Annotated in this window: 17 protein-coding genes; 9 read left to right on the top strand and 8 right to left on the bottom strand. The window is 65.9% G+C overall.

Translation table 11 applies throughout. The annotated features are described in order from the left end of the window. Nucleotides 1-215: 215 nt before the first annotated feature. The 6 genes from ACM0PK_RS05265 to ACM0PK_RS05290 all read left to right on the top strand — a co-directional run bounded on the left by ACM0PK_RS05265 (nucleotide 216) and on the right by ACM0PK_RS05290 (nucleotide 5,592). A complete protein-coding gene (locus tag ACM0PK_RS05265; protein WP_005415936.1) occupies nucleotides 216-1,202 on the top strand; it encodes a PhoH family protein in 987 nt (328 codons plus the stop codon). Next, nucleotides 1,199-1,684: an rRNA maturation RNase YbeY gene (gene ybeY, locus ACM0PK_RS05270; RefSeq protein WP_049412052.1), complete on the top strand. Its 486-nt coding sequence runs from the start codon at nucleotides 1,199-1,201 to the stop codon at nucleotides 1,682-1,684. Before ACM0PK_RS05265 ends, ybeY begins: the two co-directional genes overlap by 4 nt. 107 nt (nucleotides 1,685-1,791) lie before the next feature. Continuing rightward, complete coding sequence (locus ACM0PK_RS05275; RefSeq protein ID WP_414606904.1) at nucleotides 1,792-2,358, top strand: hypothetical protein; 567 nt, start codon at nucleotides 1,792-1,794, stop codon at nucleotides 2,356-2,358. A gap of 64 nt (nucleotides 2,359-2,422) precedes the next feature. Next, nucleotides 2,423-3,304: a CorC family transporter gene (locus ACM0PK_RS05280; protein ID WP_100471821.1), complete on the top strand. Its 882-nt coding sequence runs from the start codon at nucleotides 2,423-2,425 to the stop codon at nucleotides 3,302-3,304. After that, on the top strand, nucleotides 3,301-4,563 hold the full coding sequence (locus tag ACM0PK_RS05285; RefSeq protein ID WP_414606864.1) for a lipoprotein N-acyltransferase Lnb domain-containing protein: 1,263 nt from the start codon (nucleotides 3,301-3,303) through the stop codon (nucleotides 4,561-4,563). The genes ACM0PK_RS05280 and ACM0PK_RS05285 overlap by 4 nt, the downstream gene beginning before the upstream one ends. A 6-nt stretch (nucleotides 4,564-4,569) precedes the next feature. Then, nucleotides 4,570-5,592 (top strand): magnesium and cobalt transport protein CorA, encoded by a 1,023-nt coding sequence (locus ACM0PK_RS05290; protein ID WP_065195776.1) that lies wholly within the window; start codon nucleotides 4,570-4,572, stop codon nucleotides 5,590-5,592. Between the two features lie 75 nt (nucleotides 5,593-5,667). Here ACM0PK_RS05290 and ACM0PK_RS05295 read toward each other — a convergent pair whose 3' ends face one another. From ACM0PK_RS05295 to ACM0PK_RS05310, 4 genes are all read right to left on the bottom strand, one after another. Beyond that, the gene (locus ACM0PK_RS05295) at nucleotides 5,668-7,032 is read right to left on the bottom strand and encodes an NAD-dependent succinate-semialdehyde dehydrogenase (RefSeq protein WP_111202171.1); all 1,365 of its coding nucleotides are present in this window, start codon (nucleotides 7,030-7,032) and stop codon (nucleotides 5,668-5,670) included. An 83-nt stretch (nucleotides 7,033-7,115) separates the two neighbouring features. Further along, nucleotides 7,116-7,958: an ABC transporter permease subunit gene (locus ACM0PK_RS05300; RefSeq protein WP_111202172.1), complete on the bottom strand. Its 843-nt coding sequence runs from the start codon at nucleotides 7,956-7,958 to the stop codon at nucleotides 7,116-7,118. After that, nucleotides 7,955-8,887, bottom strand: a complete 933-nt coding sequence (locus ACM0PK_RS05305; RefSeq protein ID WP_069137955.1) for an ABC transporter permease subunit — start codon at nucleotides 8,885-8,887, stop codon at nucleotides 7,955-7,957. The genes ACM0PK_RS05300 and ACM0PK_RS05305 overlap by 4 nt, the downstream gene beginning before the upstream one ends. After that, a complete protein-coding gene (locus ACM0PK_RS05310) occupies nucleotides 8,884-10,020 on the bottom strand; it encodes an ABC transporter ATP-binding protein (RefSeq protein ID WP_005415926.1) in 1,137 nt (378 codons plus the stop codon). Before ACM0PK_RS05310 ends, ACM0PK_RS05305 begins: the two co-directional genes overlap by 4 nt. 291 nt (nucleotides 10,021-10,311) lie before the next feature. Between ACM0PK_RS05310 and ACM0PK_RS05315 the strand changes: the two genes are divergently transcribed. Then, entirely contained in the window at nucleotides 10,312-11,700 is a 1,389-nt protein-coding gene (locus tag ACM0PK_RS05315) for a flavin-containing monooxygenase (RefSeq protein ID WP_414606865.1), read from the top strand. 43 nt (nucleotides 11,701-11,743) lie between these two features. Here the strand turns inward: ACM0PK_RS05315 and ACM0PK_RS05320 are convergent, their stop codons facing one another. The 3 genes from ACM0PK_RS05320 to ACM0PK_RS05330 form a co-directional block, all read right to left on the bottom strand. Further along, complete coding sequence (locus ACM0PK_RS05320) at nucleotides 11,744-12,853, bottom strand: polyamine ABC transporter substrate-binding protein (protein ID WP_005415924.1); 1,110 nt, start codon at nucleotides 12,851-12,853, stop codon at nucleotides 11,744-11,746. Between the two features lie 91 nt (nucleotides 12,854-12,944). Beyond that, nucleotides 12,945-14,342 carry a glutamine synthetase family protein gene (locus ACM0PK_RS05325; protein ID WP_049416306.1) on the bottom strand — a complete coding sequence of 466 codons (1,398 nt, stop codon included), beginning with the start codon at nucleotides 14,340-14,342 and terminating at the stop codon, nucleotides 12,945-12,947. Further along, nucleotides 14,339-15,100: a gamma-glutamyl-gamma-aminobutyrate hydrolase family protein gene (locus ACM0PK_RS05330; RefSeq protein ID WP_111202174.1), complete on the bottom strand. Its 762-nt coding sequence runs from the start codon at nucleotides 15,098-15,100 to the stop codon at nucleotides 14,339-14,341. The genes ACM0PK_RS05325 and ACM0PK_RS05330 overlap by 4 nt, the downstream gene beginning before the upstream one ends. A 161-nt stretch (nucleotides 15,101-15,261) precedes the next feature. Here ACM0PK_RS05330 and ACM0PK_RS05335 point away from each other — a divergent pair, with 161 nt between their 5' ends. Together ACM0PK_RS05335 and ACM0PK_RS05340 are read left to right on the top strand one after the other, a co-directional pair. Continuing rightward, nucleotides 15,262-16,539, top strand: coding sequence for an NAD(P)/FAD-dependent oxidoreductase (locus ACM0PK_RS05335; RefSeq protein WP_414606866.1), 1,278 nt, complete (start codon nucleotides 15,262-15,264; stop codon nucleotides 16,537-16,539). A 225-nt stretch (nucleotides 16,540-16,764) separates the two neighbouring features. Beyond that, nucleotides 16,765-18,357 carry an MASE1 domain-containing protein gene (locus ACM0PK_RS05340; RefSeq protein WP_061478520.1) on the top strand — a complete coding sequence of 531 codons (1,593 nt, stop codon included), beginning with the start codon at nucleotides 16,765-16,767 and terminating at the stop codon, nucleotides 18,355-18,357. Between the two features lie 159 nt (nucleotides 18,358-18,516). On the opposite strand, the gene ACM0PK_RS05345 is transcribed toward ACM0PK_RS05340, so the two are convergent. Next, entirely contained in the window at nucleotides 18,517-18,903 is a 387-nt protein-coding gene (locus ACM0PK_RS05345; protein WP_229298531.1) for a hypothetical protein, read from the bottom strand. Nucleotides 18,904-19,356 lie beyond the last annotated feature (453 nt).

Genomic DNA, 19,356 nt, shown 5'->3' on the forward strand with positions numbered 1-19,356 from the left:
GCGCCGGCCGACCGTGACGGTTTTTTCACCACCACCTCGTCCGCCTTGTGGCACAAGCACTGCGAAGGCCTATCCACAGCTTTTCGCGCCCCCCCGTCCACACCGGGTGTGGAAAACCGCGTATCGGCCCGCCGCTGGCCGCATGCCCGGTACGCGCGTAACCTTGTCACCCCGAGTCCATCGCGGTGGACGGCGACCCCACCCCACCCCAAGCAATGAAAAGCATCGATCATCGAGACTTCACCCTGTCGCCGGAAGACAACGAGCGACTGGCCAACCTGTGCGGCCCCTTCGATGGGCACCTGCGCCAGATCGAGCTGAAGCTCGGCGTGGAGATCGCCAATCGTGGCTTCGTGTTCCGCATCAGCGGGCCCAACGAAGCCATCGTGGAGGCGCAGAAGCTGGTTGAAGCGCTGTACGCCGAAGCCGGCGAAACCACCTTCGACAACCACGCCATCCACCTGCGCCTGGCGCAGGCCAACGTCGAGCAGATCGCCGAGCGCTCCTACGAAGCGCAGGACGTGGCGATCAAGGTCAAGCGTGGCACGGTACGCGGCCGCGGCGCCAACCAGGGCCGCTACCTGCACCAGATCGCCACGCATGACATCAACTTCGGCATCGGCCCGGCGGGAACCGGCAAGACCTTCCTGGCCGTGGCCAGCGCGGTCGAAGCACTGAACGAGTCGCGGGTGCAGCGCCTGATCCTGGTGCGCCCGGCGGTGGAAGCCGGCGAGAAGCTGGGCTTCCTGCCCGGCGACCTGAGCCAGAAGGTCGACCCCTATCTGCGACCGCTGTACGACGCCCTGTACGAGATGATGGGCGTGGAAAAGGTGGTCAAGCTGCTGGAGAAGAACGTCATCGAGATCGCGCCGCTGGCCTACATGCGCGGCCGCACGCTCAACGATGCGTTCGTGATCCTGGACGAGGCGCAGAACACCACCATCGAGCAGATGAAGATGTTCCTGACCCGCCTGGGCTACGGCTCCACCGCGGTGGTCACCGGTGACCTGACCCAGACCGACCTGCCCAAGCACGTGAAGTCCGGCCTGCGCGACGCCATCGATGTGCTGCGCGAGGTCGAGGGCGTCAGCTTCACCTTCTTCGAATCCCGCGACGTGGTCCGGCATCCGCTGGTGGCGCGCATCGTCAGCGCCTACGACCGCCGCGACCTGCATCAGATCCAGCCTGGAGCGACGCCATGACCCGTGGTCCCGTGCGACTGGACGTCGCCGTCAGTTATGCCCTGCCGCGTACCGGGCTGCCTGCGGCAGTGAGCTTCCGCAAGTGGGTGGCCGCTGCGTTGAAGGGCCGCATCCGCGAGGCCGATCTGGCCATCCGCGTGGTCGATGCCAAGGAAGGCCAGTCGCTGAACCGCCATTACCGTGGCAAGGACTACGCCACCAACGTGCTCAGCTTCCCGGCCGAAGTGCCCGAAGGCCTGCCCAAGGGCGTCAAGTTCCCGCTGCTGGGTGACCTGGTGATCTGCGCACCGGTGGTGGCGCGTGAAGCCGACGAACAGGGCAAGGCGCTCAACGCCCATTACGCGCACCTGACCGTGCACGGCGTGCTGCACCTGCTTGGCTGGGACCACGAGGACGACAAGGAGGCCGAGGCGATGGAACAGCTGGAACGGGAGATCCTGGCCGAGCTGGGCATCGCCGATCCCTACGCCGGCGAGCGCTGAGGCCTATACAGCCGCGCCTACGCTCGGCTCCAACGCATCGCCCCCCGCAAACCTGACCGAAATGCAGCCGAGCATGGGCTCGGCTCTACAACGGGAATTTCTTTGTGCTGCTGCGTATTGCCCTGCTCCTGCTGCTCGTCGCGTCCGCCCCGGCCGCTGCCTTGGATCTGCCGGCCCTGATCGAATGCCGCCAGGGTGTGGCCGAGCAGGCCGCGCTGGCGCCCCTGCTGGCTGATCCACTGAAAGCCGTCGCCCACGGCCTGCAGCCGCTGCCCCAGGGCAACCAGTTCATGAGCGAGTATCGCCTGGCCCAGCCGATCAGCGTGTTCGACGTGACCACCGAGCGGGTGGCGGTGGCCGGCGCCAGCATCATGGCCGTCCTCGACCAGGCCGACCCACGCCCGCTGGCCAAGCGCCTGGCGCTAGAGATCGGCTACGACCAGGACGGCAAGTTCATGGCCGGTCGCGAGCTGGTCAGCCGCGACGTGACCGACCCGAAGACCGGCGAGTCTCAGATCGAGTCGATCATCCTCAGCGTCTCCACCGTAGCCTCCCACCCGGGCAAGACCCTGGCCGGCTGTACCTACAGCCTGGACCTGCCTGAGGAAGAAGCCCCTGCCCGGCCTGAACTGGCCCCGCCGCCGATCACCGGACCGGGCAGCGACGGTCACTGACAGGCCGCCACATCCTGCTAGACTTGGGCCAACGCCCGGCCTGCCGGGTGCCTTTTTTCCAGAGATGTCAGAAGACGACAGTAGTAGCTCCCCTGCGGAGCACAGTGAAAAGAAGCGCGGTTGGCTTGAACGCCTGACCTCGGCCTTCTCCGGCGAACCCCACACCCGCGACGAGCTGGTCGCTGTCCTGCACACCGCGCAGGAAGAGGGTCTGATCGCCGCCGATACCCTGAAGATGATGGAAGGCGCCATTTCGGTGGCCGAGCTGACCGTGGGCGACGTGATGATCTCGCGCTCGCAGATGGTCTCGCTGCCGGTCGAAGCGCCCTTCCTGGAACTGATGAAGCAGGTGGTCGAATCCGGCCATTCGCGTTTCCCGGTGCACGGCGAGAACAAGGACGACATCCTTGGCATCCTGCTGGCCAAGGACCTGCTGCGCGGCGTGGTTGCCGACAATGGTCCCGCCAATGTACGTGAACTGCTGCGCCCGGCAGTGCTGATTCCGGAGGCGAAGAAGCTCAACGTGCTGCTGAAGGAGTTCCGCCTTTCGCGCAACCACATGGCCATCGTGGTCGACGAGTACGGCGGTGTCGCCGGCCTGGTCACCATCGAGGACGTGCTGGAGCAGATCGTCGGCGAGATCGACGACGAGCACGACGAGGCCGAGGATCCGTCCGCGCAGATCGCCATCCAGTCCGACGGCCAGTACGTGGTCGACGCGCTGACCCCGATCGGCGACTTCAACGAGCGCTTCGGCGCGACGTTCTCCGACGAGGACTACGACACCATCGGTGGCCTGGTCACCGAGGCCGTGGGCCACCTTCCGGAAGTCGGCGATGAGCTGGCGCTGGACCGCTTCATGTTCCGCGTGGCCCGCGCCGATGCGCGCCGGGTGCAGGCCTTCCACGTGACCGTGCTTCCGCCGGACGCGCAGGACGACACTTGAAGCGCCGCGGCCTGATCCTCATGGTGTGGCTGGCACTGTGTGTGCTGGCCATGACCATGGCCCTGCCGCTGGCGGCCTTCGCGCAGCCGGCGGCAGCCGTGCCCGCACCTGCCACCGCCACCGCCAACGCCGCGGCCCCGGTCCCGCGTATCGGCGTGGTGACCATGCAGCCGGGCACCGTGTTCTTCGAACGCTTCGGGCATGACGCCATCGTCGTGGTCGATCCGGCCAGTGGCGAAGCGACCTCGTACAACTTCGGCTACTTCGATCCGTCCGAGGACGACTTCATCAGCCGCTTCGTGCGCGGCGACATGATGTATTACCTGGTGGCGCTACCGCTGCAGCAGGACCTGTCGTACTACGACGAGACCGGCCGAGGTGCCAGCGTGCAGTGGCTGGACCTGCGCCCTGACCAGGCGCGTGCCCTGGCCGCTGACCTGGCCGAGCGGGCCAAGCCGGAAAACGCGCGCTACCACTACGACTACTACACCGCCAACTGCGCCACGATGGTACGCGACACGGTGGACAAGGCACTGGGCGGTGGCCTGCAGTCGCAGTTGTCGGGGCGTTCGCGCGGCAACACCTACCGCAGCGAGTCGGTGCGCTTGGCCTCGCCCGCCCCGTGGATGTGGCTGGGCTTCGATGTCGGCCTGGGGCCGTTCGCCGACCAGCCGCTGTCGCGCTGGCAGGAAGCGTTCGTGCCGATGCGCCTGGCCGATGCGCTGCGCCAGGCACGCAACAGTGATGGCCGACCGCTGGTGCAGTCCGAACAGGAACTGCTGCCGCACCGCATTGATCCGGAGCCGAAGGAATTCGCGCGTCGCTGGTGGCCGTGGCTGCTGCTTGGTCTGGCCGTGGCCGGCGGCGTGCTGGTGCTGCGCAACCGCCCGCGCCTGCTGGCCGGGCTGGCCCTGCCGTTCTGGCTGCTGTGCGCCTTGTTCGGTGGCGTGCTGGTGTTCCTGTGGGGCTTCAGCATCCACTACGCCGCCTGGGCCAACCGCAACCTGCTGCTGCTTTCGCCGGTGGCCGTGCTGCTGCTGCCCGGAGCAATCCGCCTGCTGCGCCGGCGCGTGCCGGGCCGCATGTTCAGGGTCGTGCTGTGGCTGCTGGCAGTGCAGGCCGTGGCGGCGCTGGTGCTGCACTGGCTGAGCCTGCAGGCGCAGTACAACGTGCAGTGGATCGTGCTGCTGCTGCCCGTCCACGTCGCGCTGGCGTGGGTACTGGGGCGCCATCCTCACTTGTCCGAAACACGGCGCTGACGCACGATGGCGGGCATGTCATTGCCCGCCTCCGCTTCCGCCCCGGCTTCAGCCAACCCCGCCTGCGTCATCAACTGCGTCCACTACGATGACGAGGGCAAACGCCACGACATCACCCTGGACGCCATCAGCGATGTCATTGCCAGTGGCAATGGCTTCGTCTGGGTCGGCCTGTACGACCCCAACGACGATGTGCTGCTGAAACTGCAGGAGGAATTCTGCCTGCACGACCTGGCCATCGAGGATGCGCGCAACGCGCACCAGCGGCCCAAGGTCGAGACCTACGGCAATTCGATGTTCGTGGTGGTGACCACCGCGCAGATGGTCGACGAGCGCATCCAGTATGGCGAAACCCATGCCTTCCTCGGTCCGCGCTTCCTGGTAACGGTGCGCCACGGCGCCTCGCTGTCCTACGCGCCGGTACGTGCTCGGGTCGAGCGTGAGCCGCAGCTGCTGAAGATGGGCCCGTCGTACTGCCTGTACGCGGTGACCGACTTCGTGGTCGACAATTACCTGCCGATCGTGCACCGCTTCCGCGACACCCTGGACCTGCTGGAAAAGGACATCTTCGCCGAGAACTACAAGCGCAGCACCGTGGTGCGCCTGTACGAGCTCAAGCGCGAACTGAACAAGATGCGGATGGCGGTGGCGCCGCTGCAGGATGTGCTGGCCCAGCTGCGCCGCTATCAGGGCGAGCTGGTTCCGGACGAAGTGAAGCTGTACATCCGTGACGTGCACGACCACGCGGTACGCATCAGTGATGTGATCGACACCCTGCGCGAGATGCTGGGCACCGCGCTCAGCGTGAACCTGTCGCTGGTGACGCTGGCGCAGGGCGAGACGGTCAAGCGCCTCGGTGCGTGGGCCGCGCTGCTGGCGGCACCGACGCTGATCACCAGCTGGTACGGGATGAACTTCAGCCACATGCCGGAGCTGAGCCAACCGTGGGCCTACCCACTGATGATCGTTGGTGTGGGCGGCGTCTGCGTGGGCCTGTACCGGTTGTTCAAGCGCGCGAAGTGGTTGTGACCCGCTGGTGGTAGTGCCGGCCGCGGGCCGGAAACCAGGGCAATGCCGGCCAGCGGCCGGCATTGCCATTCGGCATCAAGCTACGTAAACGGTCTTGATGTTCATGAACTCATGGATGCCGTGGTCGGCCAGTTCCCGGCCAAACCCAGACTGCTTGCTGCCGCCGAACGGCAGCCGCGCATCGCTCTTGACGATCGCGTTGACGAACGCGGCGCCGCATTCCATGCGTTGCGCGAAGGCTTCGCCGCGCACCGGATCGCGCGTCCACACGCTGCCGCCCAGGCCGAAGCGGGTGTCGTTGGCCACGCGCAGTGCCTCGCTCTCATCAGCGACCCGGATCACCGCAGCCACCGGACCGAACAGTTCCTCGTCGTAGGCCGGCATGCCCGGGCCGACCTGGTCGAGCACCGTGGCCGGATAGCCGGCGTGGGTGCCGGCAATCGGCTCGCCGCCTATCAGCACCCGCGCACCCTTGGCCACGCTGGCCTGTACCTGCTTGTGCAGTTCATCGCGCAGGTCGGCACGGGCCATCGGCGCCAGCGTGGTGCCCCGCTCATCGGGATCGCCGTACTGGCGCTCGGCCGCAGCTTCAACGAAGCGACGGGTGAATTCATCGGCCACCGCCTCGACCACGATGAAGCGCTTGGCCGCGATGCAGGTCTGCCCGCTGTTGTCGAAGCGCGACTTCACTGCTGCCGCAACCGTCTTGTCGAGGTCGGCATCGTCGAGCACCACGAAGGCATCGCTGCCCCCCAGCTCCATCACCGACTTCTTCAACTGGCTGCCGGCGTTGGAGGCGATCGAGCGCCCTGCCCGCTCGCTGCCGGTCAGCGTCACCGCCTTCACCCGTGCGTCGCGCAGCACGTCGGCGGCCTGGTCGTTGTCGATGTGCAGCACGTCGAACACGCCGTCCGGCAGGCCGCCATCACGGCACACCGCCAGGATCAGGTCGGCACACTGCGGCACGTTGCTGGCGTGCTTGAGCAGGGCCACGTTGCCGGCCATGAACGCCGGTGCGAGGAAGCGGAACACCTGCCAGATCGGAAAATTCCACGGCATCACCGCGAACACGCAGCCGATCGGCTCGTAGCGCACGTAGCTGCGCTGCGCTTCGGTGTCGATCAGCTGCGGCTTGAGATAGTCGGCCGCATGGTCGGCGTAGTACTCGCAGGCCGCCGCGCACTTGTCGACCTCGGCCAGCGCTTCGGCCTTGAGCTTGCCCATCTCGTGGGTCATCGCCTGCTGCAGGTCGTCGCGGCGCGTGCGCAGCTGCGCCGCGATCTGGCGCAGGATCGCGCCGCGTTCCTGCAGCGAACGCTCGGCCCAGCCAGGGAACGCATCGGCGGCGGCCTGCAGGCGCTGCTCGATGTCGGCAGCGCCCATCAGTTCATGGCGGTAGGTCACCTGGCCGGTGGCCGGGTCGACGATCTCGACGGTCATGGGGGATCTCCATCTGGAAGACCCCCATTGTGCGCCGCCGGCCGTGAGCCGGGTGTTGCCGGCACAGTGGACGGATCGTGTACTCAGCCGTTGTCCTGCCGCGCCAGCTGCAGGTCGCGCTGGCGCCGCTTCTCGGCGCGGGCATTGATGTACCAGCCGATCACCGCGGCGATCGATACCGCCGACACCAGCAGCGTGGCCAGTGCATTGATCTTCGGGCTGATGCCCATGCGCACCGACGCGAACACCTTCATCGGCAGCGTGGTCGAGCCCGGCGTGGCGACGAAGCTGGCCACCACCACGTCATCCAGCGACAGGGTGAACGCCAACAGCCAGCCCGCCACCAGCGCCGGCGCGATGATCGGCAGGGTGATGCGGGTGAACACGGTCAGCCGGCTGGCCCCGAGGTCCATCGCCGCTTCTTCCAGCGACAGGTCCATTTCCTGCAGGCGCGAAGACACCACCACGGTGACGAAGCACAGGGTGAAGGTGACGTGCGCGATCCAGATGGTGGCCAGGCCGCGCGCCGGGAAGCCGGGAATCGCGCCCATCGAGGCCAGCAGCGCCATCAGCGAGAAGCCCAGGATCACATCCGGCATCACCAGCGGCGCGGTGACCAGCGCACCGAACAGCGGCTTGCCACGGAAGCGCTTGAAGCGGGTCATCACCATCGCCGCCAGCGTGCCCAGCACGGTGGCGGTACAGGCGGTCCAGAACGCCACCACCAGGCTGGTCCACATCGCATCCATCAGCGCGCGGTCGGCGAACAGGTCACTGTAGGCGCGGGTGGAGAACCCGGCCCAGACCATCGCCAGCCGCGAGCTGTTGAACGAATACAACATCAACAGCAGGATCGGCAGGTACAGGAAGGCGAAGCCGAGCAGCAGCACGCCCAGCCCCAGGCCCTTGGCGGTACGCGGGCTCATGCCTGCTTCCCTTCCAGCAGGCGCTGCTGGGATCGGTTGAACAGCAGGATCGGCACCAGCAGCAACAGGATCATCGCCACCGCCATCGCCGAGGCACCCGGCCAGTTGCGGTTGTTGAAGAACTCGTTCCACAGCTGGCGGCCGACCATCAGCGTCTCCGACCCACCCAGCATTTCCGGAATCACGAATTCACCCACTGCCGGGATCATCACCAGCATGCAGCCGGCGATGATGCCGGCCTTCGACAGCGGCAGCGTGATGCGGAGGAAGGCCTGCCATGGCCTGGCACCCAGGTCGTAGGCCGCTTCCAGCAGGCGGTGGTCGTGCTTGACCAGGTTGGCGTACAGCGGCAGCACCATGAACGGCAGGTAGCAGTAGACGATGCCGATGTAGGCGGCGGTCGGCGTATCGATCAACTGCAGTTTCGGCAGGCCCATCGACGTCATCAGCGTCTGCAGGCCGGTGAACTGCAGGAACTGGTCAAGCAGGCCGTTGCGGTCCAGGATCGCCTTCCACGCATACACGCGGATCAGGAACGAGGTCCACGACGGCAGCACTACCAGCATCATCGCCACGTTGCGTGCGGCCGGCGACAGGCGGGCGATGGCGTAGGCCATCGGGTAGCCGATCAGCAGGGTCAGGAAGGTGGAGATGGCCGCGATCCTGATCGAGCTCAGGAAGGCCTGCGCATAGATCGAATCGCGGAACAGCGCCAGGTAGTTCTCCAGGTTCAGCTTCAGCGAGAACCCGCCGTCACCGTACTGCAGCAGCCAGGTATACGGCGGCGAGCCGACCCGGCTGAGCGAGAAACTGATCATCAGCACGATCAGGAACGGCACTGCGAAGAACAGCAGCAGCCACAGGTACGGAATGCCGATCACCGTGGCACGCAGCCCCGGCAGCCAGCGCTTCAGGCCGGCGACGCTCATGAGGTGAGCACCACGCCGTCGTTGTCGCGCCAGTGCACCCACACCTCGTCGCCCCAGGTGAAGCCATCACTGGCCCAGCGCTGCGAGTTGGCGAAGTTGGCCAGCACCTTGGCGCCGCTGGGCAGGCGCACGTGATACACCGAGTGGCTGCCGAAGTAGGCGATGTCCTCGATCACGCCCTGCGCCTTGTTGGTGTGCCCTTCCGGCTCGTCCTTGCCGATCATCACCTTCTCCGGGCGCAGCGCGAATGCGACCGGCTGCCCTTCGTAACAGGTGATGCCATGGGCGATGTAGATCGGCGCCGGGAACAGCGGGGAGCGCACGGTCACGTACTCGGGCAGGTCCTCGTCGATCACCCCGTCGAACAGGTTGACCGAACCGATGAACTCGGCGACGAAGCGGTTGGCCGGCTGCTCGTAGACCTCGTCCGGCTTGCCGACCTGCTGGATCCAGCCGGCATCCATCACCGCGATGCGGGTGGCCATGGTCATCGCTTCTTCCTGGTCGTGGGTGACCATCACGCAGGTCACGCCCGACGATTCGATGATGCTGACCAGTTCCAGCTGCATCTGCGAGCGCAGCTTCTTGTCCAGCGCGCCCATCGGTTCGTCCAGCAGCAGCAGCTTCGGCCCCTTGGCCAGCGACCGCGCCAGCGCCACGCGCTGCTGCTGGCCACCGGACAGCTGGTGCGGCTTGCGTTTGCCCAGGTGGCCCATCTGCACCAGGTCGAGCATCTCGCCGACGCGCTTGCTGATCGCATCCTTGCCCAGGCCATCCTGCTTCAGGCCGAAGGCGATGTTCTGCTCGACCGTCATGTGCGGGAACAGGGCATAGGACTGGAACATCATGTTGACCGGCCGCTGGTACGGCGGCAGCGCATCCAGGCGTTGGCCATCGACGGTGATGCTGCCCTTGGTGGGCGTCTCGAAGCCGCCCAGGCAGCGCAGCAGGGTCGATTTACCACTGCCGGAGCCACCGAGCAGGGCAAAGATCTCGCCCTTGCGCACGTCCAGGTTGACGTCGTCGACGGCGACGAAACCGTCGAATTCCTTGCGCAGATCACGAATGGAGAGATAGCCGGGCGCACCGGTCGTGTCGACGACGGCGGCTACCGGCTGGGCTTCAACGGGCATGGGGGCTCCGGGAGCGGGCGGTGGACAGCGGCGGCCATTCTAACGGCCGGGGGCCGAAGGGGATATGACGGGAGTGGGTGGAAGCGGCCGCTGGCCCGCCCAGGGCCCCCGAGGGCATGTCGGTTTTCCCCGCGATGGTGGCCTGTCCGCCCCAAGGCCCGGGCTCCCCTGGACGACCCTGCAGCCGTCCCGGCCAGACACTGCGGGCGGCAGCCCGATCTGCAACATTTTTCAGAACGGGATCCATTGAAAGCCCCGGACATTCCCCGCGCAATGTCCCGCATCTAGGCCTTGCATGGACCGCCCCTGGTGATTTCCCCGGACAGCCCCTCCCCTTTCCCGCCCCGCCTGCCGGGCTGCCTGCCTGCACGGCTGCCGCTGGTCATCATCGGCGCCGGCCAGGCCGGGTTGTCGCTCAGCGCGCTCCTGCAGGAGGCCCGCGTCGAGCATCGCGTGCTGGAGGCCGAAACCGTGGGCGCCAGTTGGCGGCGGCGCTGGGATTCGTTCCAGACCAACACCGCCAACGCGACGATGGCCCTGCATGGCCATGCCTATGCGGGGGATGAACCGGAAGGGTTCATGGGGGCCCCGGAAGTGATCCGACGGCTGCGAGACTATGCCGACGAGCGCGCGTTGCCGATCAGCGAGGGGTGCGTGGTCCATCGGGTCGGGCCGGAGTCCGGTGGCTATGCCATCGACAGCAGCCGGGGGCTGATCCATGCCCAGGCGGTGGTGGTCGCCACCGGTGAATACCGCCGGGCGCGGTTGCCCCGGGCCCCTTTCGCGCCCGCAGCAGGCCTCACCGTGCTGCACTCCAGCGACTACCGCAGTCCCGGCCAGCTACCCGCGGGCGCGGTGCTGGTCATCGGCGGCGGCCAGTCCGGCGCACAGATTGCCCAGGACCTGTGCGACGCTGGTCGCAGCGTGTACTGGTCGTTGGCCGATCGTCATTCGCACACCCGTCGGCTGCGCGGCAAGGACTCGATGACCTGGTGGGACATGGCCGGGCGCATCCATCAACACGTAAGCCAATCGGCGGCCGTACTGGCAGGCGAGCCGGACGCGCTGCGCAAGGCCCGCACCGCAGAGTTCCCCCTGATTTCCGGCAAAGGAAGTGCCGGCCTGGGCAGTTCGATCAGCCTGCTGGCGATGCACCGCGCAGGGATCAGGTTGCTGGGACGGTTGCAGGAATTCAATGGAAACACCGCCCGCTTCGCCGATGTCCGCCCGCAACTTCGCACCGCGATCGAAGCGACGCGGGCCGAGTACGCCTATCTCGATTCGCTGGCCAGCGCGTACTACGCCACGCGGCCCGAACCGCGCACCGACGATGCCCGCTACATTCCCGAAGAGGTCTATCTGCACTGGGAGCCGGACGTAGCCCCGGATGAACTGGATCTGCCGGCGGCAGGCATCCGCTCGGTGGTGCTGGCCACCGGTTTCGTCGCCGAATGGCCCTGGCTCGATGTGCAGGGCGCGCTGGATGCCCACGGCTATCCGCTGGGCGAGTTTGGCGTTTCCCCGCAACCGGGCTTGTTCTTCATCGGCATGCACAACCTGCAGCGGATGAGTTCGTCGTTCCTGTGCAACGGCGGCCGCGATGCACGCGACCTGCTGCCGGCCATCCTGAGGCACCTTGGCCAGGCCGACGGTACCGATTCCGGCACGGTGAAGCGGTGAAGCAAGGCGGCCGCCGGGCAAGGCCCGGCGGCGCCAGACCGGCTTAACGGCCGGTCTTCACCTCGGTCCACAGCCGGGTGTAGAGCTTGTCGGTCTCCGGCGTGTTGATCGAGTAGGTGAACATCTTCTCGGCCACGTCGGCCGGCGGGTAGATCGTCGGGTCGGTGCGGATCGCCTCGTCCACCAGCGGTGTCGCGGCCGGGATCGGGTTGGCGTAGTGGATGAAGTTGGTGTTGGCCGCGGCGACCTTCGGTTCCAGCAGATAGTTGATGAACCTGTAAGCCGCTTCCGGGTGCTTGGCGTCCTTCGGGATCGCCAGCATGTCGAACCACTGCGGCGCACCTTCCTTCGGGATCGAATAAGCCACGTGCACGCCATTGCTGGCTTCCTCGGCGCGGTCGCGGGCCTGGATGATGTCACCCGACCAGCCGACCACCAGGCAGGTGCCGCCATTGGCCAGCGAACCGACGTACTGCGAGGAGTGGAAGTTCTGCACGTACGGGCGGATCGACTTCAGCAAGTCGGCCGCCTTCTGCAGCTCGGCCGGGTCGCCGCTGTGCGGATCCAGGCCCAGGTAATGCAGCGCGATCGGGATCATGTCGGCCGGCGTATCCAGGATGGTCACGCCGCAGTCCTTCATCTTGCTGATGTTCTCCGGTTTGAACACCAGGTCCCAGCTGTTGGCGATATCGGTGCTGCCGCCGAAGCGCTGCTTCAGCATGTCCACGTTGTAGCCGATGCCGGTGGTGCCGATCATGTACGGCACGCCGTACTGGTTGCCCGGATCCTGGGTGGCGATGCGCTTCATCACCGCCGGATCGAGGTTGGCCAGGTTCGGGATCTTGCTCTTGTCCAGCGGCAGGAACACGCCGGCCTGGATCTGGCGGCCGAAGAAGTTCAGGGTCGGCACCACCACGTCGTAGCCGCTGTTGCCGGCCAGCAGCTTGGTCTCGACCATCTCATCGCTGTCGAACACATCGTAGGTCACCTTGATGCCGCTCTCCTTCTCGAAGGTCGGAATGGTGTCCTCGGCGATGTAATCGCTGTAGTTGTAGACGTTCAGGACCTGGCTGTCCTGCGCGCCGCCGTTGCCACCGCCACAGGCGGCAAGCATGGCGGAGGCCAGGCCGAGCGTGAGGATACGCAGCTTCATCGGGTGCTCCAGAATGCGGGAAGGGGGGCCGGCGGAGCCGGCGACGGGTGCCAGCCTACCCCCCGGCGGCGGATTTTTCTATTCCAGATGCTCAGACGTTCAGCAGCAGGAACTCGCGCTCCCACGAGCTGATGACGCGGAAAAAGGTCTCGTATTCCTTGCGCTTGACCGAGATGTAAGCGCGGCAGAAACGCTCGCCCAGCAGGGCCTGGAGCTCGCTGCACTGCTCCAGCCCGTCCAGCGCCTCGCCCAGCGAGCGCGGCAGGTTGTAGCCCAGTTCCTTCGCGCTGCCGGTCACCGGCGCGTCCGGCGCCAGCCGCTCGCGGATGCCGAGCAGGCCGCAGGCCAGGGTGGCCGCCATTGCCAGGTACGGATTGGCGTCGGAACCGGCGAAACGACTCTCCACGCGCATGTTTTCCGGCGTATCCAGCGGCACGCGCAGGCCGCAGGTACGGTTGTCGAAGCCCCAGTGCACGTTGCTCGGCGAGACTTCGCCGAACACCAGGCGCCGGTAGGAATTCACGTTCGGCGCGAAGAACGCCATCGCCTGCGGCGCGTACTTCTGCAGGCCGCCCAGGTAGTGGCCGAACACCGGGCTGAACTCGCCCTCGGCATCGGTCTCGCCAGCGAACACATTGCTGCCATCGCTCACCCGCACCAGGCTCTGGTGGATGTGCATGGCACTACCGGGCTCGTTCTCCATGGGCTTGGCCAGGAACGTGGCGTACACCCCGTGGCGCATCGCCGCCTCGCGCATGGTGCGCTTGAACAGGAACACCTGGTCGGCCAGGTCCATCGCATCGGCATGGGTGAAATTGACCTCCAGCTGCGCTGCGCCGGATTCGTGGATCAGCGTGTCCACATCCAGCTTCATCGCATCGGCATAGTCGTACATCAGGTCGAGGATCGGGTCGAACTCGTTGACCGCGTCGATCGAGTACGACTGCCGCGCGGTCTCCGGGCGCCCCGAGCGACCGGCCGGTGGCAGCAGCGGGAAGTCCGGGTCGGTGTTCTTCTGCACCAGGAAGAACTCCAGCTCCGGCGCCACCACCGGGCGCAGGCCCAGTTCCGCATAAGCCGCCAGTACGCGGCGCAGCACGTTGCGCGGCGCAAGCTCGTGCGGTTCGCCGCTCTTGGTGTAGCAATCGTGGATGACCTGTGCGGTGGCATCGGCTGCCCATGGCACCATGCGCACCGTATCCGGGTCAGGGCGCAGCATCATGTCCGAGTCCGACGGTGAGGTCAGCTCGTAGTAGTCGTCAGGGAACTCGCCGGTGACGGTGGTGGCGAAGATGCCTTCCGGCAGGCGCGTGCCGTAGTCGTGCGAGAACTTGTCGGCAGGAATGATCTTGCCGCGGGCGTTGCCGGTAATGTCCGGCACCAGGCATTCCACCTCGGTGATGCGCCGCTCCTTCAGCCAGCGCAGCAGGCTGCTTTCCTGCGGTGCGGGGGGCGTGGCCGTCTTGCGCGGGCGCGTTCGGGAACTCATCGGGAATCCAGTCGGTTCTGTTGGTGCTGCCGGCAAGCTTGGCCGAACGCACGGAAAATAGCGTGATAGAACGGCGTCTGCGTGACACGCCACTCCGGATGCCACTGTACGCCGAGCACAAATCCATGGTGCAGGCTGCGCGCCGCCTCGACCAGTCCGTCATCGGCCATGGCCTCGACCTGCAGGCCCTGCGCGAGGCGGGCGATGCCCTGTCCGTGCACCGAATTGATCTGCGCGCGGCCACTGCCGTGCCACTGCGCCAGCCAGCCGTCGGCGGCCAGGGTCACCGCATGGGCCGGCCCATACTGCACGTCCACCGGCGCCCGCGGGTCTTCGCGATGGTCGGCCAGGCCGGGCACCGCATGCACCTGCGGATGCAGGCTGCCGCCCAGTGCGACGTTCAGCTCCTGGAAGCCCCGGCAGATCGCCAGCACTGGCAGGTCCAGCGCCAGCGCCTCGTGCAGCAGCGCGAAGGCATTGGCATCGCGGGCAGGGTCATGCGGATTGCCTGGCCAGCTGCGGCCGCCTTCGTAGTGCTGCGGTTCGATGTTGCTGACCGCGCCGGTCAACAGCAGGCCATCGAGCCCAAGCAGCCAGTCGCTGGCCGGCAACGGTGGCTGCAGGCTCGGCAACACCACCGGGGTCACCTCGGCCGCCTCGGCCAGCGCGCGCACGTACTTCTCGCCGGCCACCGCGAAACGGTGGTGGCCGAGCACGGTGCTGTCGGTGGGCAGGCCCACCCAGGGCAGGCGGCGCATGGGAAGACTCCTTGGCGTGCCGACACGTTACCCGTCGCCTGGCAACGGCGGCAAGTCGCTGCCGTCACACCACAGCTGCCATGCATCGGCGAAACTACCGGGGTGAACGCTGATCGACCTGCCCTGCTCCGCCCTCCCGCACTGCACCCGCGAGGCCTGCAGTGAGCGCCGCCTTTCCGCCCAGCTGGTATGCCTCCAGCCTGCCCGAACCGCCCGCACTGCCCGCGTTGCAGGGGCAGGTGCAGGCCGACGTTGCGGTGCTGGGCGCCGGCTATACCGGCCTGACCGCTGCACTGGAACTGGCCGTGCGTGGCCAACGCGTGGTGGTGCTGGACGCACAGCGGATCGGCTGGGGCGCGTCCGGCCGCAATGGTGGCCAGGCGCTGGTCGGCTATGGCTGCGAGGTGGACGAACTGGAGCGTCAGCTCGGCCGTAACGATGCGCGCCACCTGTTCGACTGGTCGCGCGACGCAGTACAGGCGATGCGCAGGCGCATCGACCGCCATGGTATCGACTGCCATTGGGTGGAGGGCCACGCCAGCGTCGCCATCCGCGAGCGCCATGAGCGCGACCTGCGCGCCAACTGCGAGCATCTTCAGCGCCACTACGACTACCCGATGCAGTGGTGGGACCGTGATGCCCTGCGCGCACAGCTGGACAGCCCGCGCTACCGCGCCGCGATGTTCGATCCGCACAGCGCGCACCTGCACCCGCTGGCCTATGCGCGTGGCCTGGCCGATGCGGCGCGCGCGGCCGGCGTGGTGATCCACGAGAACTCCGCAGTGACCCGCGTGCAGCGCGGACCGCAGCCCACCCTGCATACCGCGCGGGGCAGCGTGCGCGCTGCGCATCTGGTGGTTGCCGGCAACGCCTGGCTGCAGGGCCTGCTGCCCGACCTGGAACGGCGGATCATGCCGGTCGGCACCTATATCGGCGCCAGCGCGCCGCTGGGGGCCGAGCGCGCCCGCGCCCTGATCGGCAACAACATGGCCGTGGCCGACACCGCGTGGGCACTGGACTATTTCCGCCTCAGCCACGACCACCGGCTGCTGTTCGGCGGCCGCGCCAGTTACTCGGCGCTGCCCCCACCCGGCCTGCGCGGGGTGATGCAGCGGCGCATGCACCAGGTGTTTCCACAACTGGCCGATGTGCCACTGGAGCAGGTCTGGGGCGGTTACGTGGACATCACCTGCAACCGCGCTCCACATTGGGGCCGGCTGGACGGCAACCTGTACTTCGCGCAGGGGTTCTCCGGCCATGGGGTGGCCGCCGCCGGGCTGGCTGGCGAAGTCATCGCCGCCGCGATTGCCGGCCAGAGCGAGCGCCTGGACGTGTTCCAGCGCCTGCGGCATGCGCCTTTCCCCGGCGGCCGGCTGCTGCGCACGCCGCTGCTGGTGGCGGCGATGTCCTGGTACAAGCTGCGGGATGCGTTGTGGTGAAGATTCTGCATCTCCACCTGTATTGAACGTTCTGACAAGCGCACCGCAGCGCTGATCGTGCTGCACACGTCACAGATTTTCACGCAACATGTGTGATGGATGGTTGGTCAATTACCTAAATGCGCCGCTGTGCAATTGCATAATCGTTCGCAGACCGATAACGTCCTGAGAAACCGGGCCTCGCGGCGAATGGAAGCTGACAGGGGACACGCAGGAGAGGGGGACGTGCGATTGGACTGGTGGAAAGAAGGATTGTTGCTGAAGGTGCGCATTCGTCCGGCTGGCCTGATGCTTGCCTTGCTTTATGCAGTTGCCTATTGGGCAACCCGACAGCTGTCGCTGGATCAGTTCTATTTGCCAGCCGGCATCCGGGTGGCGGCCGTACTGTTGTGCCCGCCGCGCCTGTGGCCGTATCTGCTGCTGGGCGAATATGCGTACTTTGCACAGTCCCGCGTGCCAATGATCGAGAAGTACGGCCTGACATGGGTCATTGTTGCCTCCGCGTTCCTCATGCCCGCAGTGATGTTGATTGTGAAGCTGCAACGGCGACTGATGGCGGAGTCGCAGACGATCGGCCTTTTGTTGATTGCCGCCGCTTCCAGCGTCGTAGTTACGCTGCTGAACCTCAGCTTTTCCCATCTGCTCTGGCCAACACCCCCTTCCACGCCCTTCCTGACCAGTGCGGCGCGTTACAGCGTGGGCGACTTCATCGGCATTCTGACGGTGGCCCCCATCGCCATGCTGTGGGCGCGACAGGACGTGGGGCAGGAGTGGAACGCTGGACGAAAGACCCCGATGCTGGCGGCACTTTCATCGATGCTCCTGATCGGGATAGCAGCAACTCAACTGCCCGCAGACTGGGTTGCGCTGAAGGCAACGCTCCTGCTGCTGTTGGCACTCCCCGCGGCCGCACTTACCTGCCTGTATGGCTGGAAGGGTGCCGCCCTTGCAGTACCGGTGCTCAACATGGTCATCGGTCTGACCACGCCCAACACCCATCCCAGCGCATTCGATCCCGCAGCCTTCATCACCCAGCAGATCATGGCGATCAGCGGCATCGTATTGCTGTTGCTCGGATCACGCATCACCCACTTCTACCATCGTTACAGGCTGCGCGAGATGGGGGAAAGGGACGCCATCCATCTTGCGAGGAGCTCGCAATTGGCCAGCGAGATGGAGCTGCGTGAGCGTGCCCTGCACCTTCGCAAGCTCGGCGACGGCATTGATACGTCACTGGTGGAGCTGGCCGACTGGCTCAAGGCCCAGGGACATCACGCAGTGGCCAGCAGCCTTCTGCATACCTCGAATGTACATTCGAGGCTCTTTCGCGAACAGACAAGCATGGTCTATCCCTCGGGCCTGGAGCATCTTGGGCTTTACGTGGCTTTGCAGGCTGGTGGCATCCGTGAGTCGTGGAAGCTGACGGAGCGCGTTCTCCGCCCTGATCTGAAAGGCGACCCCTGCAACCTGAGCGTGGAACTGCAGTTGGCCGCTTACCGGACACTCATTGATGCGGTCTCCATTCTTCTCAAGCATGAAGGTGGACAGATTCGCATTCGTGCAAGATGCGGCGGAATGGGCTCCAGGCGCGGAATTCTCATGGTCGTGTCGCTGCTGGAGTCGCGTCGGCGTCTTTCCCAGCAGACAACCATGGCAGCGTTCGAGCGGCTGACCGGGCGAACCCTGCCCTATGACGGGACCGTTGACTGCTATCGCAACCGGGTCAGGATCCTGTTCCTCGACCGTGAAACAAAACTTGAGACACAGCCCAGTGCTCCATCACGGTACAGCTGCCCTGCACCCTCTGCGCTGCAGTAGTGCATTCACAGTCAAGCGACCGGATCGAACCAACGCAGCGGTATCGCATGAACGTCCCGCTCATCCCGCTGGCCAAAGGCGTCATGGGCACCCGGCGAACATCCGGGTGCCCATGCGGTCTGACACTGAAGCTCTCCGATATCCCGGCAACGGGCGGTATCAGGGTGCCTCTACCGCCCACAAGACATCAGCTCCGCTTGCATATCTGACCAGCGTGAATGCGGGGGACCGATAGACAACCGTCCTGGTGGCTTTGGCGGGAACAGGCAGGCGCTGCTCAGGCAACGACACCTTCGCAGATGGGTCACCTGCCGGCAGTACCCAGAACGTGCCCGCAGCATTGCCGATCACGATGTGCACGTGGCCCGCGAGATCGTTTACCTGGAAATAATCCATGCCATCGCGCTCGAACCCATAGACCAACCAGCCGGGATCCACGCTCAGGTCCTGTGCCTGCGGAATCGACTGGCCGAGTCCTTGGCCGGCCATCTTGATTCCATGGTCGTCACTCGGGGCAAAAGCAAAAACGGATACCGGCACCAACATCAATGCACCAGCACATGCATGAATTCGGAAACTTCTCACACTAACCTCCAGGTTGGATGCAATACGGATCAAGAAGGATGCTACCGCCAATCACATCAGCATATACCGGGCAGACTCCGCAGTGCCTGTCGGACATAATCCACTGGATCGATACAAACCCATGCCACGCCGAAGCTGCGGCCGAAATCGCCAATACCCGTAGCGAAACCCGCCCACGGTGCGGGTCAGCTGCATCTGCGACAAATGACCTGGACAGGCGCGTGTAACAGCAGGACATTGTCGATTGCGCGATAGTGAACACAGTGGACAGCATCAACTGCCGAACGTAGCAGGTGCAACGGCTGAAACGTGATCGAACCGAGGACGCGCTGATTGTGGATGATTCACCGTCCGCTGGTGGCTATGCCGACGCACTGCTGACCGTGTAGGGCCACGAAGCGCAGGAAGCCGGCA

Origin of the sequence: Stenotrophomonas sp. FR010 (assembly GCF_047520755.2) — a bacterium.
Taxonomy (GTDB): domain Bacteria; phylum Pseudomonadota; class Gammaproteobacteria; order Xanthomonadales; family Xanthomonadaceae; genus Stenotrophomonas; species Stenotrophomonas sepilia.